Below are 25,514 nucleotides of genomic sequence, written 5' to 3'. Positions count from 1 at the left end.
AGGGCACGGAGGTGCTCCGCCTATGGTCGATATCACGCCTGCAGATGCCGTCCCGCCCGCCGAAGTCGCGGAAATGGAGCTTTACCATCCGCACAGCTGGTGGACGAAGTATGTCTTCTCGCAGGACGCCAAGGTCATCGCCATCCAGTATTCGGCGACCGCAACGGCCATCGGCCTGGTCGCGCTGGTGCTGTCCTGGCTGATGCGGCTGCAGCTCGGCTTCCCCGGCACGTTCGATTTCATCACCCCCGAGGCCTACTACCAGTTCATCACCATGCACGGCATGATCATGGTGATCTACCTGCTCACGGCACTCTTCCTCGGCGGCTTCGGCAACTACCTGATCCCGCTGATGGTCGGCGCCCGCGACATGGTCTTTCCCTATGTCAACATGCTGAGCTACTGGATCTACCTCCTTGCCGTGCTGGTGCTGGTGTCGAGCTTCTTTGCGCCCGGCGGACCGACCGGCGCCGGGTGGACGCTCTATCCGCCGCAAGCCATCATGACCGGCACACCTGGCGGCCAGGAATTGGGCATCATCCTGATGCTCGTTTCGCTGATCCTGTTCATCATCGGCTTCACCATGGGCGGTCTGAACTATGTCGTGACGGTGCTGCAGGCCCGCACGCGCGGCATGACGATGATGCGCCTGCCGCTGACCGTCTGGGGCATCTTCACCGCCACCGTCATGGCGCTGCTCGCCTTTCCGGCGCTGTTCGTCGCCTGCGTGATGATGCTGCTTGACCGCGCGCTTGGAACCTCCTTCTTCATGCCCGCGGTTGTCGAGATGGGGGAACAGCTACAGCACAATGGCGGCAGCCCGATCCTGTTCCAGCATCTGTTCTGGTTCTTCGGCCACCCGGAAGTCTACATCGTGGCGCTGCCGGCCTTCGGCATCGTCTCCGATCTGATCAGCACGCATGCGCGCAAGAACATTTTTGGCTACCGGATGATGGTCTGGGCCATCGTTGGCATCGGCGCGCTGAGCTTCGTGGTCTGGGCGCACCACATGTATGTCAGCGGCATGCACCCCTATTTCGGCTTCTTCTTCGCCACCACGACACTGATCATCGCCATCCCGACGGCGATCAAGGTCTACAATTGGGTGCTGACGCTGTGGCGGGGCGACATCCATCTCACCATACCGATGCTGTTTGCCATGGCTTTCATCGTCACCTTCGTCAATGGCGGGTTGACCGGGCTGTTTCTCGGCAACGTCGTCGTCGACGTCCCGCTGTCGGACACGATGTTCGTCGTCGCTCACTTCCATATGGTCATGGGTGTTGCTCCGATCGTCGTCATCTTCGGCGCGATCTACCACTGGTACCCGAAGGTCACCGGCCGGATGCTGAACGAGACGCTCGGCCGGTTCCATTTCTGGGTCACTTTCCTCGGCGCCTACCTGATCTTCTTTCCCATGCATTACATCGGCCTGATGGGCGTGCCGCGGCGCTATGCCGAACTGACCGACGTGACGGTCATGACGGAGTCGGCGCATCACCTCAACTCGTTCATCAGCATCATGGCGTTCATCGTCGGCTTCGCCCAGATCGTGTTCCTGTTCAATCTTATCTGGAGCATCCGCCATGGGCGCGAGGCCGGTGGCAATCCATGGCGAGCCACGACACTCGAATGGCAAACACCGCAGACGCCACCGGCGCATGGCAATTTCGGCAAGGATCTGCCGATCGTCTATCGATGGGCCTATGACTACAGCGTGCCGGGCGCGAAGGAGGACTTCATTCCGCAAAACATGCCGGGCACGTTCGGCCCCTCCAGGGAGCCGGCATGAGCGTCACCCTGGTCTTCCTGCTCGTGATCGCCGGTTTTGCCGGCTGGTGGCTCTCGCATCAGCGGCTGATGGCGAAACCATGGCTCGAGCAAGGTGTGGCAGGAGATTTTGTCGCCTTCGACCGATCGAGCCTGCCCACCGCCAAGATCGGCCTCGGTGTCTTCCTCGCCGTCGTCGGCTGCCTGTTTGCGCTGTTCACCAGCGCCTACTTCATGCGTATGGCGCTGTCGGACTGGCAGCCGCTGCCCATCCCACGCCTGCTCTGGCTCAACACCGGCATGCTGGTGCTGAGCAGCGTTGCGCTGCAATGCGCCTCGATCGCGGCGCGCAAGCGCCGGATGGACACGGTCAGGCTCGGCCTTGCCGCGGCTGGGCTCACCGCGATCGCCTTCCTCATCGGGCAGCTCATGGCATGGCGGGACCTGACCGCCGATGGCTATTTTCTGGCCTCCAATCCGGCCAACAGTTTTTTCTACCTGATAACCGGGATGCACGGCCTGCATATAGTGGGAGGGCTGGTGGGCCTGGGCAGGACAACCGCCGGCGCCTGGAACGGGGCACGGCCGGAACGGCTTCGCCTCAGCGTCGAATTATGCGCCATGTACTGGCATTTCCTGCTTTTCGTCTGGCTCGCCATCTTCGCTCTTTTAGCCGGCTGGGCCGCGACGTTCATCGATATTTGCCGGCAGTTGCTGACCTAGGAGGTCGAGGAGCATGGCAGAAACGACACTGACGCATACCGGCCAAACGGAGACGCGGCCCGCAGGCTGGCAAGGCATCGCCGCCGATTGGTCCTCGGATCAGCGCGCGTTCAAGAACGTGTCTTGGGGCAAGGCCATGATGTGGATCTTCCTGCTCAGCGACACCTTCATCTTCGGCTGCTTCCTGCTCTCCTACATGACCGCGCGCGTCTCCACACGTGTGCCGTGGCCCAATCCGAGCGAGGTCTTTGCGCTTCGCATCGGCGGTTCGGACATTCCACTGATCCTGATTGCCATCATGACCTTCGTGCTGATATCGAGCAGCGGAACGATGGCCATGGCGGTCAATTTCGGCTATCGCCGCGACCGCCGCAAAACCGCAATCCTCATGCTTCTGACGGCAGCGCTAGGAGCCACCTTCGTCGGCATGCAAGCCTTCGAATGGACCAAGCTGATTACCGAAGGGGTACGGCCGTGGGGCAATCCCTGGGGCGCGGCACAATTCGGCTCGACTTTCTTCATGATCACCGGCTTCCACGGCACGCATGTGACGATCGGGGTGATCTTCCTCATCATCGTGGCGCGAAAGGTCTGGCGTGGAGACTACGACGTCGGTCGTCCCGGCTTCTTCACCAGCCGCAGGGGTCGCTACGAGAACGTCGAAATCATGGGGCTCTACTGGCATTTCGTCGACCTGGTCTGGGTGTTCATTTTCGCATTCTTCTATCTTTGGTGAGAGGCTGACATGGCTGAAGCAACCGCAAACGGCCTCGGGCAACACGCGCTGCACTCTGATCATGCGCATGAAGGGCCATCGACCGGCGTCGCGGAGGTTCATCAGGAACATCCGATCAAGCTCTATCTGGTGGTCTGGGCATGGCTGTTCATCCTCAGCGCCTGCTCCTACATGGTCGATTATCTCGGCATCCACGGCTATCTCAGATGGTCTCTGATCCTGATCTTCATGATCCTCAAGGCCGGGCTGATCGTCGCCGTGTTCATGCACATGGCCTGGGAGCGGCTGGCCCTGACCTATGCGATCATCCTGCCGCCGCTTCTGATATTGGTGTTCGTGGCGATGATGCTCTTCGAAGCGGACTACACGCTTCTCACCCGGTTGTCCTTCTTCGGACCGGGGCCCTGACGCACAGCTTCATCTCCGGTCAAAGACCGGAGATGAAGCTTCCCATCAGCTGATCTGCAGGGTCAGAGGCCGACCCGCGTCGGGGACGATGGCGGCTCCACAACCTTGCGGTAGACATGCCAGGTGGCGTGACCCAGGATCGGCAGCACGACCGCCAGCCCGGCAAACACCGGCAGCGAGCCTATGATCAGGGCGACGGCGACAATCAGTCCCCAGACAGCCATGGGGATCGGGTTCGCCAGCACCGCTCGCACCGATGTGTGGATGGCTTCGTAGGCGCCGACGTCGCGGTCGAGCAGCAATGGGAAGGCGACAACCGTCGTGCACAACACCACCGCGGCGAAGACGAAGCCGATGGCGTGCCCCAGGACAATCAGAGACCAGCCGCGTCCGGTGGCAAATATTTCATTGATGAAGCCCGAAATCGATACAGGCGGAGCCGGGCCGAAGAGATATTCGTAGAACACCTGCGCCGCCAAAAGCCAGGCGATGAAGATTGCAACCAGCATGATCCCGACTGCGGCGATGGCTGGCAGGGCCGGAGAATTCCTGACCTCGAACGCGTGCGTCCAGGAGGTGTCGAGCCCGGCTTCTCGTCTGCGGCTGATCTCGTAAAGGCCGATCGCCGCGAATGGACCGATAAGCGCAAAGCCGGACACCAGCGGAAACAACATCGGCAACGCATTGGCACCCGAAGTCCAGGCAGCGAGCACCACGCCGACAAGCGGATAGATCAGGCAGAGAAAGACGATGTGCGACGGTTTGACCATAAAATCGTCAACACCGCGCTTGAGCGCATCGAAAAGATCGGAAACACTGATTTTTCGGATTTTGGTGTGTTCCAGCGTTTCGCTGGCGCCTGCAATCACGTGAAAACTTGTCATGCCCGTTCCTCCAGACCAGGTCCGGCAAGGTCGCGGTATCACGGTGCTGCCGTTCTGCATGACTGGCCACGCGAACCGCGACCTGCACCGCAATCAATATACTCCATTGACTGGAGCTTGTCGCCCGTTCTTACAAAAGGCTCCCGGAAGGCGAAGTTTCCGAACACAGCGTCATGCCGTCACCCTCCGGCTGACATGAACGCGCGCATCGCGATGGTATCGGCAAGCAGCACGGCAAAGATCGCGAAAAGATAGAAGATCGAATAGGCAAACAGCGCCTTGGCCGGCTTCATCTCCTTGTCGAGGATGACCAGGGCGTTCCAGGCATGCCAGATGAAACCCGCGCCCAATGCAGCCGAAACAATCCCATAGACCCCGCTCGTAAATCCGAACGCCCAGGGCAGCACTCCGATCGGTGCCAGAAGCAGTGAATAGGCGAAGATCTGCCTTCTGGTCGAGGCCTGGCCGGCCACGTTCGGCATCATCGGGATGCCGGCAGCGGCATAGTCGCCGGCCTTGAACAGTGCGAGCGCCCAGAAATGCGGCGGCGTCCACAGGAAAATGATCAGGAACAGGATCAGGCTTTCAATGCCGATGGCGCCGGTGGCCGCCGCCCAGCCGACAATCGGAGGAAGGGCACCCGCTGCGCCGCCGATGACGATGTTCTGCGGCGTCGAGCGCTTCAGCCACATCGTATAGATGACGACGTAGAAAAAGATTGTGAAGGCCAGCAGTGACGCGGCAAGCCAGCCCACCAGCACGCCGAGCGTCATGACCGAAAGTGCGGAAAGCACCAGGCCGAAGCCGAGCGCTTCGCCGGCCGTGACGCGGCCCGACGGAACCGGCCGCTTTGACGTGCGCGACATCAGCGCGTCGATGTCGGCGTCGTACCACATGTTGAGCGCGCCGGCCGCTCCCGCTCCAACCGCAATCGCACCTATGGCGATCACGGCGATGACCGGGTTCATCGCGCCGGGCGCCACCATCAGACCGACGAAGGCGGTAAAGACGGCAAGGGCCATGACCCGAGGCTTCAAGAGCGCAAAGAAATCACTGGCCGTCGCTTCCGAGAGGCGGACGCCGGTATCCTTGAGGCTTTCCTTGACCGACATTTGAGACGACCATCGATGGAAACCGGGCAGCCTAGAGCAATTCCAGAAAAAGCGTATGCGGTTTTCCGTCCGGAATTGCGTAAGAACAAAGAGATCGAGCGGATCGCCGTTTCCGTGAGACGGTGAAACGCTCTGGCCGGCCGAAGAGCCAGGTTACGGGGAAAATTGCTTCAGATAGGCGATGACGTTGGCGACGTCCTCGTCCTTCTTGAGGCCGGGAAACGCCATCTTCGTCCCTTTGACCATTGCCTTGGGGTCGTGAAGATACGTCGTCAGTGTCGGCTCATCCCATTTGACGCCGGATGTGCCGGCCGCGATCATGGCTTCGGAATATTTGAAATCCGGATGCGTGCCGGCCGTCCGGCCGATAACGCCATGCAACGAAGGGCCTATCTTGTTGGTGTCTTGGTCTGCGACGTGGCAGACCTTGCATTTGGTGAAGACCTTCTCGCCCGCCGCGGCGTCCTGTGCCCGCGATGGATTGGCGATGAAAGTTGCAACGGAAACGACGGCGAAAAACGCAACCAAGCGCATGGCATTCCTCCCTGATCGTCAAATTTGCCTGAGACGGTCTGCACATGCCGGTAGCACCAGCATGCGCCCTGCACGGCAGAATAGATTCTCCGCTCCTCCCCAGATGGAATTGCGGCACTTGTGTACCACAGAATCTGGCCGGTAGGTAGAACAGGTCGACCGTACAAAGGTTCAGGTGGGCTGCGGTGGCTCAAGGCACATCCGCCACAACGAAAAAGGCCGCCTCGAGGGCGGCCTTTTCTGATCTTGTCGTCAGGCGCTTATTCGGCGTCCTTGGCGGCCTTCTTCTTCGGGGCTGCCTTCTTCTTCGGCTCTTCCGCGTCGTCGGCCTTTTCAGCCTTGTCAACCTTTTTGGCAGCGGCCTTCTTCGCCGGCTTGGCCTTGGCGGTATCGCCCTCTTCGTCGTCAGCCATCAGCTCTTCCTTGCTGACCTTGACGTCGGTGACCGAGATCTGGCTGAGCAGATGGTCGACGACCTTCTCCTCGAACATCGGCGCGCGCAGCGTGTTCAGGGCTTCCGGATTGCTGCGATAGAACTCGAAGGCTTCCTGCTGCTGGTTGGCCGGGTAGCGGCGCACCTGCTCGAACAGGCCGCGCTGCAGTTCCTCGTCGGAAACGGTGACGCCGGCCTTCTCGCCGATCTCGGCCAAAACCAGGCCGAGACGCACGCGGCGCTCGGCAAGCCGCAGATATTCGGCGCGTGCCTCTTCTTCCGTCGTCTCCTCGTCGGCGAAGGTACGGCCGGCGGCTTCGAGATCGCGGTTGACCTGGGTCCAGATGTTGTTGAACTCGGCATCGACGAGCTTCGACGGCGCCTCGAACGAATAGGCCGCGTCAAGCTGGTCGAGCAGCTGACGCTTGACCTTCTGGCGCGTCATCGAGCCGAACTGGTTCTCGATCTGGCCGCGCACCACGTCGCGCAGGCGCTCCAGCGATTCCAGGCCGAGGTTCTTGGCCATCTCGTCGTTGATTTCCAGCGCGCCGGGCTTGGACACTTCCTTGACGGTGACGTCGAAGGTGGCTTCCTTGCCGGCCAGATGCGCGGCCTGGTAGTTTTCCGGGAAAGTGACCGTGACCTGCTTCTCGTCGCCGGCCTTGGCGCCGATCAGTTGGTCCTCGAAGCCCGGAATGAATTCCTTGGACCCCAGAACCAGCGGCTGGTCGGTGCCGGCGCCGCCGGAAAAGGCCTCGCCGTCGATCTTCCCGAGATAGTCGATCAAAACGCGGTCGCCTTCGGCGGCCTTGCCGGTCTTCGGCTCGAAGCTGCGCGCCGATTCGGCAACGCGCTGGACCTGCTCGTCGATCTCGCTGTCCGGCACTTCGAATACCTGGCGCGTCACCTTGATGTCGGAGAAATCCTTGATCTCGATCGCCGGGATGACCTCGTAGTTGAGGCGGAATTCGAAGTCGGCGCCGCCGGCCAGGATCTTCTCGGCCTCTTTCTCATCTTCCGTCATGATCACTTCAGGTTGCATGGCGGCCTTTTCGCCGCGCCCCGTGATGATCGAACGGGTCGAATCGTTGAGGATCTCATTGACCACTTCGGCCATGAACGACTTGCCGTAGACCTTGCGCAAATGCTGCACAGGCACCTTGCCGGGACGGAAGCCGTTGATGCGGACCTTGTTCCTGGCGTCGGACAGCCGCGCCATCAGCTTGGCTTCCATATCACCGGCCGGCACGGTGATCTTGATCTCGCGCTTGAGACCGGAGTTGAGCGTTTCGGTGACCTGCATCGTAAAACCTTTATCTTCACCAAAGAGGCTGCCACGGCGTCTTGCCGTTCACAGCCTGCCGGTACAATCTTGCCGGGAATGGCTTTTGGTACGGAACCTGGCGATTTGACCGAAATTACGGCTCAAATTCTTCCAAACTGCGTTCCAAGATGTGAATAAGTTCTTGTTTTTCCTACTTCTTATCACATTCTGCAGAAGCGGATCGGCGCGTCCCGTCACATTTGACACGCCTTTTGTCACAGGCGAGGCCAATTTTCAACCATCTTCGCGTTGCAGCGAATGACCGCCCCAACGGCAGACATTTTCGCCCCGACATTGACAGAATGATGGCTACATGGGATTGCCGACAAATGCGGATGTGGCGGAACTGGTAGACGCCCTGGATTTAGGTTCCAGTGCCGAAAGGCGTGGGGGTTCGAGTCCCTTCATCCGCACCACCCTTCGCTCTATCGAGCTTCGGGTGGCAGGCCACCCAGGAGCTTGATAGAGCGAAGGGTGTCCTCCGAAGCCGTGGCGTAGGAGGACTGGCGGCGACGGCCTACACTTCAAACACTTGACCGGTAAACCACTCCGCCAATTTCGCCAGCTCCGGCCCCAGCACCCGGTCGGCGTCGACCGGCGGCACGATCTTCCTGATATCCGCGACAAAATCCTGCAATGCCGGCGGCGCGGCGCGTTCAGTCACGTACAGGGCCTGCGAGGCGATCATCACCAGCATCGCCATTGCCGCATCGAGGCAGCGGCCGGCCGTCGCTTCCTTGGTCCAGGCGAAGAATGCGGTGGTGGCGACGTCGTCCTGGCCGGCGCCGGCCGATTCCGTGCCCGGAATGAAGGTGCGCTGCGCCGCGAGTTTGGCCTGTTCGAGATAGCCGGTGATCGCCATCGGCACATAGCCGACATTGCCGTGCCCGTCGCTGTCGGCCCAATGCCGCCCGGTCATCAACAAGTCGGGCAGCAGCGACACCTTGCCGTTCAGCAGCTTTGAGGCGTGGCGGTCGCAGAGCAGGCAGAGATCGGCCCAGATCGCCGCCAGATCGTCGAGCGCCGGCGTCGCCATGGCATTGTGATAGCCGCCGGTGGAGATGCAGCGCCCCAGCGGGTGCGCCGCGTCGGGCGGGATATAGACTGGATTGTCCGAGATCGAGGCCAGCGATACGGTCGCCGCCTGCTCGGCGCCGGCCAGCGCCCGATGCGCATGGCCGAGCACGCGCGGCACGATGCGGTAGCTGACCGGCGCCTGATAATTGCGCCGTCCATCCCCGGCGCCGACCAGAAACTGCCGCAACCCTTGCAAGGCGGCCGCTTCGTGTTCGTCGCCCCAGAGCCCGTCGAGCGCTGCATCATAATGCTCGAGCGGCGCACGAAACGCTTCGATCGACAGCGCGAACACCTTGTGCGCCATGGCGAGGCGACGACGCGCGGCAAGTGCTGCGTCCGCCACCAGTGCCGCCGCGCAGGGCGAGCCGTTGATCAGCGAACCGCGCTCCTTCACCTCAAGCTCAAGGCTGGCGGTAAGCGCAGCAAACAGCGGATAGAGCGCCAGGATCTCGCCGGCGCCGCCCTGCCCCTGCGACGGCACCACCGGCATCGGGCCGCCGTCGAGCATCGCCGCGACCGCCCGTGCGATGCGCGGCGTGGTCGCGGCATTGCCTTCGATAAAGTTGGTCAGCCGCGCCAACACGATCGCCCTTACGACGCGCTCAGGCAATGGCTCACCGAACGATGTGGCGGCGGCAAAAGCCTTGATGCGCGCATGGCGGTCGCGCTCGTCAAGTTCGAGCTTGCGGCTTGCCAGCTCGCCCATCGCGGTGGTGACGCCGTAGATGACCGGCGGCGGATCGGACTCAATGAGTTTCAGGAACGAGGCGCGGCATTCGGCAATGCGTTGCAAGGCCTTGTCGCCGATTTCGACCGTGTCGTTTCTCCAGGCGACGCGCAAAACGGCATCGAGATTGATATCTTCGCGCGTCGTCACCGTAATCGGCATTGTCTTCGCCCGTCTGGTTTGCATGAGGGCGGAGCGATCGATCGTTGCCGAAATCCATGCCCTGGGTAATGTCTTCTAGTAGAGCGGTTCCTCAAACAATGTCTTGTCGCCGTCCATCAGCCCCTTGATCTGCGCCTCGCCACTGGCGGCGAGCGCGATGCGCACGCCGAATGGCCGCACCCGCATGTCGTTCTGGATCGCCATGCCCTGGCCCTCAGGTAGGTAGAAGCGGTCGATGCCGTATTGCGGTGCGATCGTGGATTCAGGATCAAGCGTCCAGCCCGGCGCGACCTGGCCGACAATATCGGCTTCGTCGGCGGTCGCCGGCGTCGGAGCCCTGCCGAACCAGGCCGTGGTCGCATGCCAATAGCCGTCGGCGCCCGGCTTCAGCCGGACCACGATCGGCGTGTTCTCGCTCACGAGCTGGCCGGCCGGGATGTTGGCGATCAGCTTCACCGGCAAGCGCGATATTTCATAGCCGAGGATAATATAGTCGCCGCGCAGCAGATCGCGCGGATCGACCGGCTCGACTTTCAGCAAGACCTCCTTGCCGTTGCGCAGGATCGCCGCGCGGCCGGCGATGATCCAGCTCAGGAAGCCGATCTGGACGAGCGCCAGGACCAGCGCCGAGATGACAAGTTTCTTTCCCGACATCATGCTGCCGCTCCTTCCGGGGCCTTCATGCGTTTTTCCACACGGATGATGACGAGAGCCAGGGTGCCGAAAAGCACCGCGGCAGCCAGGAAGAAGCCGGCCGTGCCGAGCATCGTCTGCAAGGTCACGACGTAGATAATGGCAAGTTCGAAGGCAAAGCCGGCATAAGCAACCCAGCGCAGCCCCCTGCTCTCGCGCCCGCCCAGAACGATCGCCGCCGCAATCCCGGCCAGCGCGATAACCGAGGCGACGGCAAAGCCGTTGCTGAAGGCGTTATCATCGCCCAGTTCGATCTGGATCATCGCCAGCCCGGTGAGAAAGCCGGTCAAGGCGTGCAAAGGCAGCCGCCCGCCGAGCTGCAAGATCCAGTCGGCCGGCCCGGCGGCGAAGATCGAAACCGCAAACAGCAGCGCCGACACCGCGACGAGAGGAATAGCCAGGGCGAGCGTGTTCTGGTCCAGGCCGCGCACCGCGATATAGAAAATGACCGAGAGAATGATCAAGTGGCGTGCCGGCTGGCTACGCGTCCAGAACGAGACGACAAAAAGCACCGGCGCCATCACGACGAAGAAATCCGGAAATACGGGGCGGTCATAAAAGTCGAACGCGCGCACGAACAGCCAGGCAACGGATATGCCGACGGCAGCGACCGTCAGCGGGTTCGAGCGCAACGCCACCGCGGCAAGTGCCGTGCCGATGCCCCAGGTGACGATGGCCGAGGCCTCGTCGCCCGTGAGATGGTACATCTGGCCGATCAGCGCGATCGATCCGCCGAAGGCCGCGGCGGCCACGATCCACAGCGCCTCGCCGATCGCCGCATGGTCGCGCATCTTCAAGACAGCGCCGCCGACATAGCCGGCGAGAATGACGGCAAACAGTGTGGCGACCCGCACCAGCCGCGGGATGGCGTCCCAGTTGGCGGCGACGAAGAGCAGGATCGCGGCGCCGAACAGCAGCGCCGCCATCATGGCCAATATAGTGCCGAAGCTCAGCGATTTGCGCTCGTTTGCGTCGATGTCGCGCTTAAGCGCATCGGCCGTCTTTGCGTCGATCAGGCCAGCCTGCAGCCACCGCCCGATATCGGCCCTCGCCCGCGACGAATAGCTCGCCATGCCGCTTCTCCCCCAGATTGGTCTTTCTGACAGCCGATCCGCTCAAATCGTTGACGCAACGTCATTTTCCGATTCGGGTTTCTTCATGACGAAGCGTGAATGCGCGTTAATGTTGCATTGCACAATTTGCATTGCTGCCATGCGCCAACAGCACTTTTAAATCGATATAACCCAGCCTATTTACTGTTCGTACACAAACGGAATGATCCGAAGAAAGACGAAACGAGCACTACCATGAACCTGATCCGCAACTACCGCAACTGGCGCCGCTACCGGGACACCGTCTCCGAGCTGAGCCGCCTGTCGAACCGTGAACTGACCGACCTCGGCATCAGCCGCAGCGACATCCACTACGTCGCCCGCAAGGCGGTCTAATCCTCTTCGGATCGCAAATGGTCCGAACCAGTTTTGAAAAAGAGAACGACAATGAACCTGATCCGCAACTATCGTAACTGGCGCGTTTACCGCGACACCGTTACCGAGCTGGGTCGCCTTTCGAACCGTCAGCTCCATGATCTCGGCATCGTCCGTGACGAGATCAAGATCATCGCCCGCAGGGCGACGATCTAACAAGAATTTCGCCAGGGTCGACCTCCTCCCCGACCCTGACGGATACGGTCAGCCTTCACCTCCTCCCGAGGGTTGACCACCAAAACGGCGCCCGCCGCACCTCCTCCCGCGGCGGGCGCTGTTTCCAAACCGAACGCAGTTCGTCTCCAAAGTGACCGCAGTTCGTCTTCCAGGGATTTCGCCTCCCTCGATCCGGCGAAAAGAATTTCGTCAAAGCCGACCTCCTCCCCGGCGATGACGAATACGGCCGATCCCCACCTCCTCCCGAGGATCGGCCCCAAAAACGACACCCGCCGCACCTCCTCCCGCGGCGGGTGTTGTTGTTTTGGGGCAGGCTTTTCAATTGCGCATGCAGTCGATCGAGGCGCTTTACGCCGCCATCAGACCGTCGCCGCGGACATAAGAAAGTCGAGCTCCGTCGTTGCACGACAATGATCCACGCTCGCACCGGCCAATTGCAAACGGCGCGCCAAGCGATTATTCCGGCGCTCATGAGCAAAAATCCAATCCACATCGTCGGCGGCGGCCTCGCCGGCTCCGAAGCCGCCTGGCAGGCAGCGCAGGCCGGCGTTCCCGTCATTTTGCATGAGATGCGGCCGGTGCGCGGCACCGATGCGCACAAGACCGATGGGCTGGCCGAACTCGTCTGTTCCAATTCCTTCCGCTCCGACGATGCCGAGAACAATGCCGTCGGCCTGCTGCATGCCGAAATGCGGCTGGCCGGCTCGCTGATCATGAGTGCTGGCGACGCCAACCAGGTGCCGGCCGGCGGCGCGCTGGCCGTCGATCGCGACGGCTTCTCCGACGCGGTGACGAAGAAGCTCGAAGCCCACCCGCTGATCACCATCCAGCGCGAGGAAGTGCCGGGCCTGCCGCCGGCGGAGTGGGACCAGGCGATCATCGCCACGGGACCGCTGACCGCGCCGTCGCTCGCCCAGTCGATTGCCGAGGCAACCGGCGCCGACGCGCTGGCCTTCTTCGACGCCATCGCCCCGATCATCCATTTCGACACGATCGACATGGACACCTGCTGGTTCCAGTCGCGCTACGACAAGGTTGGGCCCGGCGGCACCGGCAAGGACTACATCAATTGCCCGATGGACAAGGACCAGTATCTCGCCTTCGTACAGGCGCTGGTCGACGGCCAGAAGACCGAATTCAAGCAGTGGGAAGGCACGCCCTATTTCGACGGCTGCCTGCCGATCGAAATCATGGCCGAGCGCGGCGTTGAGACGCTGCGCTACGGGCCGATGAAGCCGATGGGGCTGACCAATGCCCACAATCCGACGGTAAAAGCCTATGCCGTGGTGCAGCTGCGCCAGGACAATGCGCTGGGCACGCTCTACAACATGGTCGGTTTCCAGACCAAGCTGAAGCATGCCGAGCAGGTGCGCGTCTTCCGCACCATTCCGGGCCTGGAAAACGCCGAGTTCGCCCGTCTCGGCGGCCTGCACCGCAACACCTACATCAATTCGCCGACCTTGCTCGACGCCTCGCTGCAGCTGAAGTCGCGGCCGGGCCTGCGCTTTGCCGGCCAGATCACCGGCTGCGAGGGCTATGTCGAGAGCGCGGCGATCGGCCTGCTCGCCGGCCGCTTCGCCGCCGCCGAGCGGCTCGGCCACGCGCCATCGCTGCCACCGCTCACCACCGCCTTCGGCGCCTTGCTCAACCACATCACCGGCGGCCACATCGTTTCCGACGACGAGCTGGGCAAACGCTCGTTCCAGCCGATGAACGTCAATTTCGGCCTGTTCCCGCCGGTGGAAGCACCGAAGACCGAAGGCAAACGCCTGCGCGGCAAGGACAAGACGGTGGCCAAGCGCCACGCGATCACCTCACGCGCGCGGGCAGATTGTCGGGAGTGGCTAGGGCTGCCGGCGCAAACATCGGAAGCTGCTGAATAGCCAAGTCTCAGAGTCCTAACGCGATTGACGTTTACGTTAACTCGCTGGCCAACCCCGCGTTGCGCGCCTGAGCAACAGCCAATGCCGGCGCAGAGCCGAAAGCCGGGCTGCGCCACCAAGCGGCGAGCGGCCATTGGCCATCTTGCCGAGATAGGCGCTGGTCAGCGCCAGCGGCAGGAACGCCGGACGCAGCGTTTCCGGAAGTGCGGACGCCCCTTGCTCGAAAGCGCGGAGATGCTCCTGCGCCAATGCAATCATCGCAGCCACCGCGCGCTGAGCGCCGGGGCCGCCGTCGCCGCTGACGAACTCCTCCGGCGACGAGCCGGCCGCGGCAAGGATATCCGCCGGCACGAAGCATTGCCCGCGTCGGCGATGCAGCGGCAACAGCAGCAACAGGCCGGTCATCGCCTGGGCGCAGCCGGCCCTGCCCGCCAGTTCGGCAAAGCGCGGCGCCTCAATGGGATCGAGCACCATCGCCGCCAGCTGGATCAGCGCGGCCGCCGTCTCGCCGCAATATCCCTCGAGATCGGTGCGCGACGGCATCGGATCGTCATAGAGGTCGAAGATGCGGGCCTCGAGCATGTTGCGAAAGGCAGTTTTGGGCAGGCCATGGGCAGAAATCGTCGCCTTCAGCGCATCGGCGAGCGGGTTGCCTGTGGCTGCGGCTTCAGCAGCGATGACATCGCGCCACCATTGCAGCCTCACTTCGCCCGGCAATGCCTCGTGGATGCGGTCTCGGACAGACGCAATCTCGGCATTGAAGGCGTAAAGCGAAAACAGCGCCGCGCGCTTGTTGGCCGGTGCATAGAGTGCGCTGACATAGCGGTCATGGTCGCCGGCGCGCACCGTCTCCATGACGATGTCAGCTGTATCGGTCACGTCAGTCGACGGCGATCAGCGCCGCGGCCACGGCGCGGTCTTCGGCAAGCAGAACATTGTAGGTCCGCACCGCTGCCCCCGTCGACATCGGGTCGGAGCCAATGCCAGCCGCCTTCAGCGCCGCCCGAAGTGCTGCCGGCAAGGGCCGCAAATCCTTGCCTGTGCCGACCAGCAGGATCTCGACCTTGTCGGCCTCGGCCAGCAGCAGGTCGAAATCCGCCGCCGTCAGGGCCAGCGGATCGGCCGGCTCCCAGCCATGGATGCCGGAGGGCAGGCACAGAAGCGAGCCGCGATGCGACATGTCGGCGAAGCGGAAGCCGCCATTGCCGTAGGCTTCGATCGGCGCCCGTCCGGGGAAATGCGCCTCGCGGATGACGATGCCTTTTGCCACCAGCGCAGCCGTCAGGTCGCCATGGCCTTGCCGCCACCAACCGGCTTCTCCTCATCGGCGCTCGCTCCCTGCGGCCTGAGCCTGAACAGGATCAGCAAGGGCGCTGCGATGAAGATCGACGAATAGGTGCCGAAGACGACGCCGAACAGCATCGCCATGGTGAACGAGCGGATCACCTCGCCGCCGAACAACACCAGCGCCAGCAGCGCCAGGATGGTCGTGACCGAGGTCAGCGTCGTTCTCGACAGCGTCTCGTTGATGGCGTTGTTCAACAATTGCGGCAGCGGCATTCGCTTGTATTTTCGCAAATCTTCTCGAACACGGTCATAGACGACGATCGTGTCGTTGAGCGAATAGCCGATAATGGTCAGGATCGCCGCCAGCGAAGACTGGTTGAATTCGAGCCCGGTGATGACGAAGAAGCCCAGCGTCATCACCACATCGTGCACCGTCGCCACGATGGCGCCGACCGCGAACTGCCATTCGAAGCGGAACCAGACATAGACCAGGATGCCGATCAGCGCGATGATCATGGCAATCGTGCCTTGCTTGGCCAGCTCGCCCGAAACGGTGGGACCCACTACCTCGACGCGGCGAAAATCGTAATTGTCCTGGAGCTCGCCGCGCACCTTGTCGATGACGGTCTGCTCGGCGTTCTCGCCGCCATCCTGGGTGCCGACGCGGATCAGCACGTCGTTCGGCGCGCCGAATTGCTGGACCTGCACTTCACCGATGTTTAGCTCCGACAGCCGGCTTCTGATATCGCCAATATCGGCGTCGCCTTGCTTGGACTGCACCTCGATGATCGAGCCGCCCTTGAAGTCGATGCCGTAATTGATGTCGACGGTCATGAACAGCACGACCGAGAGGACAGACAGCAGGCTGGACAGTGCGAAGGTCCAGCGGCGGATGCCCATGAACGGGATTTTCGTGCCGGCCGGAACGAAGGTCACCGGCGCACGCGGCAATTCCTTCGGACGCGCGCGGCGCAGCCAGATCGACACCAGCAGACGGGTGAAGGTGAAGGCGGTGAACACCGTGGTCAGGATGCCGATGGCATAGGTGATGGCGAAGCCCTTCACCGGTCCGGTGCCGAGATAGAACAGCACGACCGTGGCAATCAGCGACGTCACGTTGGAATCCACGATGGTCGCCAACGCCTTGGTGAAGCCTGTGTCGATCGACTGGATGACCGAACGGCCGGCCCGTCGCTCCTCGCGGATGCGCTCATAGATCAGCACGTTGGAATCGACCGCCATGCCGATGGTCAGCACGATACCGGCAATGCCGGGCAAGGTCAGCGTCGCGCCAAGCAGCGACAAAACCCCGACGATCATCGCCACGTGCACGGCGAGCGCAATGTTGGCGAGGAAGCCCAGAAGTCCGTACGCGACGAACATGAAGGCGACGACGAGAATGGAGCCGATGATGCCGGCGACCTTGCCGGCATGGATCGAATCCTGGCCGAGGCCCGGGCCCACCGTGCGTTCTTCGATCACGGTCAGCTTTGCCGGCAACGCACCGGCCCGCAGCAGCACGGCGAGGTCGTTGGCGCTTTCGGCGGTGAAATTGCCTGAAATCTGGCCGCTGCCGCCGAGGATCGGTTCGCGGATCACCGGCGCCGAAATCACCTGATTGTCGAGGATGATGGCGAACGGCTTGCCGACATTCTGCTGGGTCGCCTGGCCGAACCGTGTCGCACCGCGCGAGTTGAAGACGAACGAAACCACCGGCTCGTTGTTTCGGGAATCATAAGTTGCGGTGGCCTTGGCAAGATCCTCGCCGGACACGATGACGCGATTTTCCACCAGATACGGAACCGGCGGATCGTCCTGCGAATAAAGCACCGAGGAGCCTGCCGGCGGGCGGCCGTTCAGCGCATCCTGCACCGACATCGAGGTATCGACCATCTGGAAGGTCATCTTGGCGGTCTGGCCGATGATCTCCTTCAGCCTTTGCGGATCCTGCAGGCCCGGCACCTGGACGAGCACACGATCGTCACCCTGGCGCTGCACGATCGGCTCGGTAGTGCCCAGTTCGTTGACGCGGCGCTCGACGACTTCGATCGACTGCGCCAATGCGGCCGAGGTGCGGTATTTGATGCCGGCGTCGGTGACGGTGAATTTGAGCAGGCCGGCTTCGGAATCATCCAGGGACATTTCCTGGATGGAGCCGCCGGTGAACAGGCCGGCGGCGACCGGATCGGTCAGCGGCTTAAGCGCCGCCTTGGCGGCATCGATCTGGGTTGGATCGGTGATGCGCACCTGTACGGTCCTGCCGGTGCCGCCAAGGCCGGTATAGGCTATCTTCGCATCACGCAGCAGCGTGCGGATTTCGTCGCGCGTCGTTTCCAGCTGCGCCTTGACCAGATCGTTCTGGTCCATCTGCAAGAGGATGTGCGAACCGCCCTGCAGATCGAGACCAAGCGTCATCTGCCGCTTCGGAACCCAGTTGGGCAATTGCGCCAATGTGCTGGCCGGGAAGAGATTTGGCGCGGCAAGGATGAATGTGACGGCCACGGCGATCCAGATCAGGATCATCTTCAGGCGCGAAAAATACAGCATATGGCGTTGTCCGTCAGGGCGTACTGGCGGATCGTTCCGCCGACAATTCGGTTATTTCTTGGCGTTCTTATTTGCCACCGGCTCGCCCTTAACCCGCACTTCGCCGATTGTCGAGCGCGCTGAGGTCAATTTGGCGCTGCCGCCGGCAGCGGTTTCGGCGTCAATCGCCTCTGTCGGTTCCCATTCTAATTCTGATCACCGCCGGGCGCTATCGTGCGCTACTCGACTATTTTCAATTGTGCAGGCATCGGTCCGGAACGCAAAAGCAAGGCCAGATCATCGGCGTTCTCCTTTGTAAGGTTGCCCGATATCTGGCCGCGGCCGTTAAGAATTGGCTCGCGGACGACTGGCACCGAAAGCACTTGGTTGTCGAGGATCATCGCAAATAGCTTGCCGACATTCTGCGAGGTCGCCTGCGCAACGCGTGCCGTTGCCCTGGAATCGAAGGTGAACGAAACCGCCGGCTCATTTGTGACGGAGTTGGGAGTCGCCTGAGCATTGACAATGTCGTCACTGGAAACGATCGTTCGGCTCTCAACCAGATAGGGAACCGGTGGATCGTCCTTCGAATAAACCACCACCGAGCCAGCGGGCGTCCGGCCATTGATCGCATCAGCGACCGGCATCGACTCATCAACCCACTGAAAAGTCAGCATTCCGGTTCGGGTGAGAATTCTCCTCAGCCTTTGCAAATCCGCAACGCCCGAGGTCCGGACCAGCATACCGTCTTCGCCCTCTGGCCGCACTACTGGGTCGGCAACACCAAGATCACGCAGGCGATTCTTAATGACCACGATCGACTGCGCAAGCGCGATCGACATCCGATACTTGATGCCTGTGTCTGTTACCGTGAACTTGAGCAACGCTGCTCCGGTATCATCCAGGATCACTTCCTGAACCGGACCAGCGCTGCCAAGGACAGGATCAGTCACCGCCTCCAATGCCATCTTGGCCGCGCCGACCTGAGCGGCGTCGGTGATATGCACCTGAACGGCCCGACCCAACTTAGCAAGACCAGTATAGCCGATCCTTGCATCGCGCAGCAGCGTCCTGATTTCGTCACGCGTCGCCTCCAACCGGCGATCGATCACATCGGTCGCGTCCAATCGAAGCAGCACGTCCGCGCCGGCAGCGTGAAGACTGGGCGCGTCGACGAGCATTGTGGCCATAGCAAGCCAGATCAGGATCATTTTCAGGCGCGAAAAATGGACCATACGCCGTCTTTTGTCAGAGCTCTGCCCGCGGATCGCTCCGCTTGGGAAACTGGCTTACTTCTTGGCGTTCTGGTTGGCCACCGGCTCGCCCTTGACCCGAACATCGGCGATCGTCGAGCGCAGCGCCGTCACCTTGGTGCCGCCGCCAAGGTCGATCTCAAGCTCATTGTCGTCGATCACCTTGGTCACCTTGCCGACGAAGCCGCCGCCGGTGATGACCGTGTCGCCACGGCGCACGGCCGAGATCATCTCCTGGCGCTTCTTCAACTGGGCGCGCTGCGGCCGGATGATGAGGAAATACATGATCACGAAGATCAGAACGAACGGGAGTATCATGCCGATATCCCCGAACGGACCAAGCGGAGTTCCGGTAGCTTGGGCGTATGCCGGTGTGACGAACATCAAGAACTCCTGGTTACGAAGAAGGCCGTAGGGCGGCCTCGCCAAATTTGGCCGGAATATAGTGGGTAAAGTTACCAATGCAACTGCGCGGCCGGGCTTTCAGCTGCTTTTCCGGCCGGTTGACCCGTGTTAGAGCATGCTCCCGGAATACGGGCGTGGTTTTCGCAAAAGATCATGCCCAAACAAAAGCTTGGAACCGGTTTTTCAGCCGCTTCCACCAAGACGATTTCGCCCCGACGCAGTTTTGTGCGGAAACATAAAAGACGAGACATGACCGACGGCACCATCGAGGCCCTGAACCAAAAGCTAGACCTCCTGATCGAGGCAGTCACCCGCCTCGCTCCGCCGCCAGTGCCGCAGACCGATCTTGCCGTGGCCGATTGCTTCGTCTGGCAGGCCGATCCCGGCTATCTCGAGCCGGTGCGCAAGGTCAACCGCGTCGACATCGGCCTGATCCGCGGCGTCGACCGCGTGCGCGACATTCTGGTCGAAAACACGGAACGCTTCGCCGCCGGCCATGCCGCCAACAATGTGTTGTTGTGGGGTGCGCGCGGCATGGGCAAATCCTCGCTGGTCAAGGCCGTGCATGCGCAGATCAACGCCCAGGCCAAATCCGACCTGCCGCTCAAGCTGATCGAGATCCATCGCGAGGATATCGACACGCTGCCCAGGCTGATGGGCCTGCTTAAGGCGGCGCCGTTTCGCTTCATCCTGTTTTGCGACGACCTCTCCTTCGACCATGACGACACCTCCTACAAGTCGCTGAAGGCAGCCCTTGAAGGCGGCGTCGAGGGCCGCCCGGCCAATGTCATCTTCTACGCCACGTCGAACCGCCGGCACCTGTTGCCGCGCGACATGATCGACAATGAGCGCTCGACCGCCATCAACCCGTCCGAGGCGGTCGAGGAAAAGGTTTCGCTGTCCGACCGTTTCGGCCTGTGGCTCGGCTTCCACAAATGTTCGCAGGACGAATATCTCGATATGGTCAACGGCTATGCCACCCATCATGGACTGAAGATCGACCCGGAGCAGCTGCGCGCCGACGCCCTGGAATGGGCAACGACACGCGGCAGCCGCTCGGGCCGCGTCGCCTGGCAATTCACTCAGGATCTGGCCGGCCGGCTCGGCAAGCCGCTGAACGACTGATTGATTTCCGTCAGGTCACTGAAAAAGCCCGCCCCTTGCGGAGCGGGCTGAGCCGGCGGGCCGGACTGGAGGTCAGACGGCCTGCAAAACGTTTATTGTTCTATTCCCGACTATTCGAGATAACCTGAGGGGTCGACCGGGGCCGAGTTCTTGCGCACTTCGAAGTGCAGCTTCGGCGAGTCGGTGGTGCCGCTCATGCCCGACAGCGCGATCTCCTGGCCGCGCTTGACCTTCTGGCCGCGCTGCACCTCGATCGACCTGGCGTGGCCATAGACGGTGACCAGCCCGTTTTCGTGGCGCACCAGCACCGTATTGCCGAATTCCTTGAGGCCGTCGCCGGCATAGATGACCACGCCGTTCTCGGCCGCCTTGACCGGCGTCCCCTCAGGCACGGCGATGTCGACGCCATCCTTGCCGCCACCAAAATTGGAGATGACGCGGCCACGCACCGGCCAACGCATCTTGCCGATGCCGGTGGCATCGGGCGCAACAGCATCGTCGTCCTCGGCCTGCTGGATGACCTTGGCGTCCTTCTTCGGCGGCGTGTAGGTGGCGAGTGTCTCCGTCGGCTTTGCCGCCGGTTGGGTGGTCGCGGTCGTCACCGGATCAACTTTGGTCGGCTTGGCGCTGGCGACCGTTGCGGTGCCACCTGCCGGAACCTTCAGCGTCTGGCCGATCTTGAGCAGGCCGTCCTGCATGCCGTTCGCCTGCTTCAGCGCCACGACGCCAACGCCGGTCTTCCTGGCGATGGAGGACAGGCTGTCGCCCGACTGGACCGTGTAGGTGCCCGCGCCGGCTTTTGGCGCAGCCGAGGCAGTCTGCGCCGGCTTGTCGGTCTTCGGCTTGTTCGCTGCCGAAGCGTCAACCTGCGCGGCGGACTTGCCGTCCTTGAGTTTCGGCTGCTGCGGCAGTACGGCGATCTTCTCCGGCGCCGGCGCCTTGGGGCTGTTTGCCGGCTTGCCGTCGGCAAGTTTCGGCTCTGTCCCCTTGCTTGAATAGGCATAGGCCGGGATGACCAGTTTCTGACCGGTCTTCAGCCCCTTGGTGGCGCTCAAGCCGTTGACCTTCATGATCACGTCGGCGGGCACATGATAGCGATGAGCGATGCCGGAAATGGTCTCGCCGTCGCTGACCACGATCTCGGTCGCATGCGGCGTACCAGCCGCAACTGGTTTCGGATCGGAGTCACCGGCATTCTTGAACGGCCTCGCCGGCTGGACGGTGCCGGTAGTCGTTCTGTCGACATGCGGTGCCGGTGCAAGCGCCGGCGCGGAAGCGGTGCGCATCGGAGCAGCTTTGGGCGCGCTCGGCGGCGGCAGCTGCTGGACGGTGACTGGCTCCAGGCTGGAGCGGCTGACCGACTGGTTATGGCTGCCATCGACAGGTGCCGCAGCGATCGGCTCGGCCGCCACATCGCCCGGATAGGGCTGCGCAGTGCTCTGCTTGTCGATGATGGCGCGCTGATTGTTGGTCGAGGAGGTGAAGACGTCGTCGACACCATTGAACCGCGAGACTTGGGAGCTACACCCCGCCGCCACTCCGGCTAGCATGAGGACAGCGCAGCCCCGCGACAGAGTACGCCCGTTTGCCTTCAAAACACTGAATTGCATCGCACTAACCCGCACAGACCCGGTACACACTGGTCATGATTAAAGCGCGTTAATGTTACTGGCGGGTTAACCCCATAGAATCAGACGCAAATTTTCTTAAAACATTTTGTAAGGCGCCTTCACCAACGTCGTCATCCCTGGGCGAAGCAGGCGCGAAGCGCCGTCGCGGAGACCCTGGGATCCATTCCGTGACATTGGCCGAAGAATGCAGCAGAGCAGAATTCGGCGCCGTAGCTACGCCTTGATGGCGCGGCATGGATCCTCGGGTCTGCGCTGCGTCGCTACGCTCCTTGCTTCGCCCGTGGATGACGAAACGATCGGCTTCGGCTTACCTTCGAAGCGCGTGACAGGCAGAATTCAGATAACCGCCGCAACGCTGCGCAGGATCGGCTGCAAGCGCACGGTGCCGATATCCTCGCGCTCGAAGCGGCTGCCGACCTTGGTCAGCTTGGCCAGCACCTGCTCGCCCTCCTCCGGCCCGATCGGCGCGATGACGATGCCGCCGCTCGACAGCTGATCGAGCAGGAAGCGCGGCAGGCTGTCGAAAGCCGCCCAGGCGACGATGCGGTCGAACGGCGCCTCGTTGGCAAGCCCGTTGGAACCGTCGGCCTGGCGCACGACGACATTGCCGATGCCGAGCGCCTCGAAGCGTTGCCTCGCCTGTTCGGCTAGCGTCTTGTAGCGGTCGACGGAGACGATGCGCGCCGCCAGTCGCGACATCACCGCTGCCGTATAGCCCGAGCCGGTGCCGATCTCGAGCACCCGGTTTCCGGGCTCTAGTGCCAACGATGCGATCACCGCCGCCTGCAGATCGGCGCCCTCGATCGCCTCGCCGCATTCGATCGGCAGCATGCCGTCCGACCAGGCGATGGAATGAAACTGGCCGTTGAGGAAGCCGCGGCGCGGCGTCGCCTCGAACGCCGCGATAAGCGCCTTGGGCACCGCGCCTTGGCCGCGCAGGCGCAGCAGGAAAGCGGCAAAACCCTCGCGATCGTCGAGCGGCAAGTTCATGCCAGAACCTTCTTCATGCGAACACCTTATTCAGACAGCGCCTTGGTCAGTTGGTCACGGATTTCATGCGCGGTGAGGTCAAGCTGCAGCGGCGTCACAGACACGAGCCGGTTGCGCAGAGCATGGAGATCGGTGCCCTGCTTGCCCTCGACCGGCTCGCGGCCGAAGCGCAGCCAGTAATAAGGCAGGCCGCGCCCGTCGCGGCGCTCGTCGACCCACAGGCTGTGCACCAGCTTGCCTTGCGACGTCACGACGGTGCCGGCGACCTCGTCAGGCAGGCAGTTGGGAAAGTTGACGTTGAGCAGCACGCCGTCCGGCAGCGGCATGGCGACGAGCTTTTTCAGCAGCGCAGGCGCCAACGTCTCGGTGGTCTCGTAAGGCACCACACGATCCTCGCCGACATAGGAATAGCCCTGGCTGAGCGCGATCGATCTGATGCCGAGCAACGCGCCTTCCATGGCGCCGGCGACGGTGCCGGAATAGGTGACGTCGTCGGCGATGTTGGCGCCTGAATTGACCCCGGACAGGATCAGGTCCGGCGCGCCAGGCAGGATCTTCTTGACGCCCATAATGACGCAGTCGGTCGGTGTGCCGCGCACGGCGTAGTGTTTCTCGCCGATCTTGCGCAGCCGAAGCGGCTCCGAGATCGACAGCGAATGCGCATAGCCCGACTGGTCCTGCTCCGGCGCCACCACCCAGACATCGTCCGACAGCGTGCGGGCGATGCGTTCGAGCGACGCCAGGCCCTCGGCATGGATGCCGTCATCATTGGTCAGGAGAATGCGCATTATTTCGATTCGATCTTTGCCAGACCGCCCATATAAGGCCGCAGCACTTCAGGAATGGTTACGCTGCCATCCTCATTCTGGTAGTTTTCGATGACGGCAATCAGCGCACGGCCGACAGCGGTGCCCGAACCGTTCAGCGTGTGCACAAAGCGGTTGCCCTTGCCATCCCGGTCCTTGTAGCGGGCATCCATGCGCCTGGCCTGGAAGTCGCCGCAGACCGAGCAGGACGAGATTTCGCGATAGGCGTTCTGGCCGGGCAGCCAGACCTCGATGTCGTAGGTCTTGCGCGCGCCAAACCCCATGTCGCCCGTGCACAGGACCATGGTGCGGAACGGCAGCTCCAGTCGCTTCAGCACCTCTTCCGCGCACTGCGTCATCCGCTCGTGCTCGGCGAGCGAAGACTCCTGGTCGGTGACCGAGACCAGCTCGACCTTGTAGAACTGGTGCTGGCGCAACATGCCGCGCGTGTCGCGGCCGGCGGAGCCCGCTTCCGAGCGGAAACACGGCGTCAGCGCCGTATAGCGCAGCGGCAGCTTTTCATGGGCCGTGATTTCTTCGCGCACCAGGTTGGTGAGCGGAACCTCGGCGGTTGGAATCAACCCGAGCCGGCCATCGCCATGCTGCACGAAGAACAGGTCGTCCTCGAATTTCGGCAGCTGGTTGGTCCCGAAAAGCACTTCGTCGCGCACCATCAGTGGCGGGATGACTTCTTCATAGCCATGCTCGGTCGTGTGCAGATCGAGCATGAACTGGCCGATGGCGCGCTCCATCCGCGCCAGCCCGCTCTTCAGCACGGTGAAGCGTGATCCCGACAGCTTTGCCGCCCGCTCGAAATCCATCATGCCGAGCGCTTCGCCGATCTCGAAATGCTCCTTCACCCAGTTCGGCCGAGTCGGCACCTCGCCGACGATATGCTTGACGACATTGTCGTGCTCGTCCTTGCCGACCGGCACGTCGTCGAGCGGCACATTCGGCAGCACCGCCAGCGCATCGTTCAGCGTCTTGTCGAGCTCGCGCTCGCGCGCCTCGCCATTCTGGATGAAGGTCTTGATATCGCCGACTTCGGCCTTGAGCTTTTCGGCAAGTGCCGTGTCGCCCGAACGCATGGCGTTGCCGATCTCCTTCGAGGCGGCGTTGCGGCGTTCCTGCTTGGTCTGCAGCTCGGTGACGTGCTCGCGCCGCGCTTCGTCCTTCTTGATCAGCTCATCGACCGTGGACTGCGCCTCGTCAGCCGACCACGAGCGCTTGGCCAGCGCCTCGACAAGGGCCTTCGGGTTGTCGCGAATCCATTTGATATCAAGCATGGTTGGTCGTCCTCGAGCTAAGGCCTGAGGGCGTAAACCGCATCCTTCATCGATGCAAGATGGCGGCTGTCGCGT

At 62.3% G+C, this 25,514-nt stretch carries 24 protein-coding genes and 1 tRNA gene; 9 read left to right on the top strand and 16 right to left on the bottom strand.

Annotated features, from left to right (window positions below; translation table 11 throughout):
• Window positions 1–22: 22 nt before the first annotated feature.
• The 4 genes from ctaD to X728_RS162230 are packed head-to-tail and all read left to right on the top strand — an operon-like array spanning window position 23 to window position 3,637.
• Window positions 23–1,792 carry a cytochrome c oxidase subunit I gene (gene ctaD / locus X728_RS162215; RefSeq protein ID WP_023744787.1) on the top strand — a complete coding sequence of 590 codons (1,770 nt, stop codon included), beginning with the start codon at window positions 23–25 and terminating at the stop codon, window positions 1,790–1,792.
• A complete protein-coding gene (locus tag X728_RS162220) occupies window positions 1,789–2,493 on the top strand; it encodes a cytochrome c oxidase subunit 3 (protein ID WP_023830623.1) in 705 nt (234 codons plus the stop codon). The genes ctaD and X728_RS162220 overlap by 4 nt, the downstream gene beginning before the upstream one ends.
• A 13-nt stretch (window positions 2,494–2,506) precedes the next feature.
• Window positions 2,507–3,229, top strand: a complete 723-nt coding sequence (locus X728_RS162225) for a heme-copper oxidase subunit III family protein (protein WP_023667664.1) — start codon at window positions 2,507–2,509, stop codon at window positions 3,227–3,229.
• Between the two features lie 9 nt (window positions 3,230–3,238).
• A complete protein-coding gene (locus X728_RS162230; protein WP_023667665.1) occupies window positions 3,239–3,637 on the top strand; it encodes a cytochrome C oxidase subunit IV family protein in 399 nt (132 codons plus the stop codon).
• Window positions 3,638–3,699: 62 nt separating this feature from the next.
• Here the strand turns inward: X728_RS162230 and X728_RS162235 are convergent, their stop codons facing one another.
• The 4 genes from X728_RS162235 to tig all read right to left on the bottom strand — a co-directional run bounded on the left by X728_RS162235 (window position 3,700) and on the right by tig (window position 7,903).
• Complete coding sequence (locus X728_RS162235) at window positions 3,700–4,521, bottom strand: DUF2189 domain-containing protein (protein WP_023667666.1); 822 nt, start codon at window positions 4,519–4,521, stop codon at window positions 3,700–3,702.
• 179 nt (window positions 4,522–4,700) lie between these two features.
• Window positions 4,701–5,633, bottom strand: a complete 933-nt coding sequence (locus X728_RS162240; RefSeq protein ID WP_023830622.1) for a heme o synthase — start codon at window positions 5,631–5,633, stop codon at window positions 4,701–4,703.
• A 153-nt stretch (window positions 5,634–5,786) separates the two neighbouring features.
• Complete coding sequence (locus tag X728_RS162245; protein ID WP_023667668.1) at window positions 5,787–6,167, bottom strand: cytochrome c family protein; 381 nt, start codon at window positions 6,165–6,167, stop codon at window positions 5,787–5,789.
• Between the two features lie 260 nt (window positions 6,168–6,427).
• Complete coding sequence (tig, locus tag X728_RS162250; protein WP_023830621.1) at window positions 6,428–7,903, bottom strand: trigger factor; 1,476 nt, start codon at window positions 7,901–7,903, stop codon at window positions 6,428–6,430.
• 352 nt (window positions 7,904–8,255) lie between these two features.
• On the opposite strand from tig, the gene X728_RS162255 reads away from it, so the two are divergent.
• Window positions 8,256–8,340 (top strand) — tRNA-Leu (locus tag X728_RS162255).
• Between the two features lie 101 nt (window positions 8,341–8,441).
• On the opposite strand, the gene X728_RS162260 is transcribed toward X728_RS162255, so the two are convergent.
• The 3 genes from X728_RS162260 to X728_RS162270 all read right to left on the bottom strand — a co-directional run bounded on the left by X728_RS162260 (window position 8,442) and on the right by X728_RS162270 (window position 11,656).
• A complete protein-coding gene (locus X728_RS162260; protein ID WP_031194777.1) occupies window positions 8,442–9,890 on the bottom strand; it encodes an aromatic amino acid lyase in 1,449 nt (482 codons plus the stop codon).
• Between the two features lie 75 nt (window positions 9,891–9,965).
• Window positions 9,966–10,547: a GDYXXLXY domain-containing protein gene (locus X728_RS162265; RefSeq protein ID WP_031194775.1), complete on the bottom strand. Its 582-nt coding sequence runs from the start codon at window positions 10,545–10,547 to the stop codon at window positions 9,966–9,968.
• The gene (locus X728_RS162270; RefSeq protein WP_023830618.1) at window positions 10,544–11,656 is read right to left on the bottom strand and encodes a DUF2157 domain-containing protein; all 1,113 of its coding nucleotides are present in this window, start codon (window positions 11,654–11,656) and stop codon (window positions 10,544–10,546) included. The genes X728_RS162265 and X728_RS162270 overlap by 4 nt, the downstream gene beginning before the upstream one ends.
• 234 nt (window positions 11,657–11,890) lie before the next feature.
• On the opposite strand from X728_RS162270, the gene X728_RS1000000168290 reads away from it, so the two are divergent.
• The 3 genes from X728_RS1000000168290 to trmFO all read left to right on the top strand — a co-directional run bounded on the left by X728_RS1000000168290 (window position 11,891) and on the right by trmFO (window position 14,130).
• On the top strand, window positions 11,891–12,031 hold the full coding sequence (locus X728_RS1000000168290; protein WP_006335194.1) for a DUF1127 domain-containing protein: 141 nt from the start codon (window positions 11,891–11,893) through the stop codon (window positions 12,029–12,031).
• Window positions 12,032–12,082: 51 nt separating this feature from the next.
• Window positions 12,083–12,226, top strand: coding sequence for a DUF1127 domain-containing protein (locus X728_RS1000000168285; RefSeq protein WP_023667673.1), 144 nt, complete (start codon window positions 12,083–12,085; stop codon window positions 12,224–12,226).
• Window positions 12,227–12,717: 491 nt separating this feature from the next.
• Complete coding sequence (gene trmFO / locus X728_RS162275; RefSeq protein ID WP_023830617.1) at window positions 12,718–14,130, top strand: methylenetetrahydrofolate--tRNA-(uracil(54)-C(5))-methyltransferase (FADH(2)-oxidizing) TrmFO; 1,413 nt, start codon at window positions 12,718–12,720, stop codon at window positions 14,128–14,130.
• Window positions 14,131–14,166: 36 nt separating this feature from the next.
• On the opposite strand, the gene X728_RS162280 is transcribed toward trmFO, so the two are convergent.
• The 5 genes from X728_RS162280 to yajC all read right to left on the bottom strand — a co-directional run bounded on the left by X728_RS162280 (window position 14,167) and on the right by yajC (window position 19,580).
• Window positions 14,167–15,009 (bottom strand): phytoene/squalene synthase family protein, encoded by an 843-nt coding sequence (locus X728_RS162280; RefSeq protein ID WP_031194773.1) that lies wholly within the window; start codon window positions 15,007–15,009, stop codon window positions 14,167–14,169.
• Window position 15,010: 1 nt separating this feature from the next.
• Window positions 15,011–15,400 (bottom strand): Mth938-like domain-containing protein, encoded by a 390-nt coding sequence (locus X728_RS162285; protein WP_023667676.1) that lies wholly within the window; start codon window positions 15,398–15,400, stop codon window positions 15,011–15,013.
• Window positions 15,401–15,411: 11 nt separating this feature from the next.
• Window positions 15,412–17,964: a protein translocase subunit SecDF gene (secDF, locus tag X728_RS162290; protein WP_023830616.1), complete on the bottom strand. Its 2,553-nt coding sequence runs from the start codon at window positions 17,962–17,964 to the stop codon at window positions 15,412–15,414.
• Window positions 17,965–18,182: 218 nt separating this feature from the next.
• Window positions 18,183–19,178 carry a hypothetical protein gene (locus X728_RS162295; protein WP_031194771.1) on the bottom strand — a complete coding sequence of 332 codons (996 nt, stop codon included), beginning with the start codon at window positions 19,176–19,178 and terminating at the stop codon, window positions 18,183–18,185.
• Between the two features lie 54 nt (window positions 19,179–19,232).
• Window positions 19,233–19,580, bottom strand: a complete 348-nt coding sequence (gene yajC, locus X728_RS162300) for a preprotein translocase subunit YajC (protein ID WP_023667680.1) — start codon at window positions 19,578–19,580, stop codon at window positions 19,233–19,235.
• Window positions 19,581–19,850: 270 nt separating this feature from the next.
• On the opposite strand from yajC, the gene X728_RS162305 reads away from it, so the two are divergent.
• On the top strand, window positions 19,851–20,726 hold the full coding sequence (locus tag X728_RS162305) for an ATP-binding protein (protein WP_023830614.1): 876 nt from the start codon (window positions 19,851–19,853) through the stop codon (window positions 20,724–20,726).
• Window positions 20,727–20,836: 110 nt separating this feature from the next.
• On the opposite strand, the gene X728_RS162310 is transcribed toward X728_RS162305, so the two are convergent.
• The 4 genes from X728_RS162310 to serS form a co-directional block, all read right to left on the bottom strand.
• The gene (locus tag X728_RS162310; protein ID WP_023830613.1) at window positions 20,837–22,336 is read right to left on the bottom strand and encodes a peptidoglycan DD-metalloendopeptidase family protein; all 1,500 of its coding nucleotides are present in this window, start codon (window positions 22,334–22,336) and stop codon (window positions 20,837–20,839) included.
• Window positions 22,337–22,693: 357 nt separating this feature from the next.
• A complete protein-coding gene (locus tag X728_RS162315) occupies window positions 22,694–23,347 on the bottom strand; it encodes a protein-L-isoaspartate(D-aspartate) O-methyltransferase (protein ID WP_023830612.1) in 654 nt (217 codons plus the stop codon).
• A gap of 26 nt (window positions 23,348–23,373) precedes the next feature.
• Window positions 23,374–24,135: a 5'/3'-nucleotidase SurE gene (surE, locus tag X728_RS162320; RefSeq protein WP_023830611.1), complete on the bottom strand. Its 762-nt coding sequence runs from the start codon at window positions 24,133–24,135 to the stop codon at window positions 23,374–23,376.
• Complete coding sequence (gene serS, locus X728_RS162325) at window positions 24,135–25,439, bottom strand: serine--tRNA ligase (protein ID WP_023667685.1); 1,305 nt, start codon at window positions 25,437–25,439, stop codon at window positions 24,135–24,137. The genes surE and serS overlap by 1 nt, the downstream gene beginning before the upstream one ends.
• Between the last annotated feature and the right edge of the window lie 75 nt (window positions 25,440–25,514).

The organism is Mesorhizobium sp. L103C119B0 (assembly GCF_000502235.1).
Taxonomy (GTDB): domain Bacteria; phylum Pseudomonadota; class Alphaproteobacteria; order Rhizobiales; family Rhizobiaceae; genus Mesorhizobium.
Note: the sequence above shows the minus strand (reverse complement) of the source record. Positions and strands in the feature narration are given on the sequence as shown.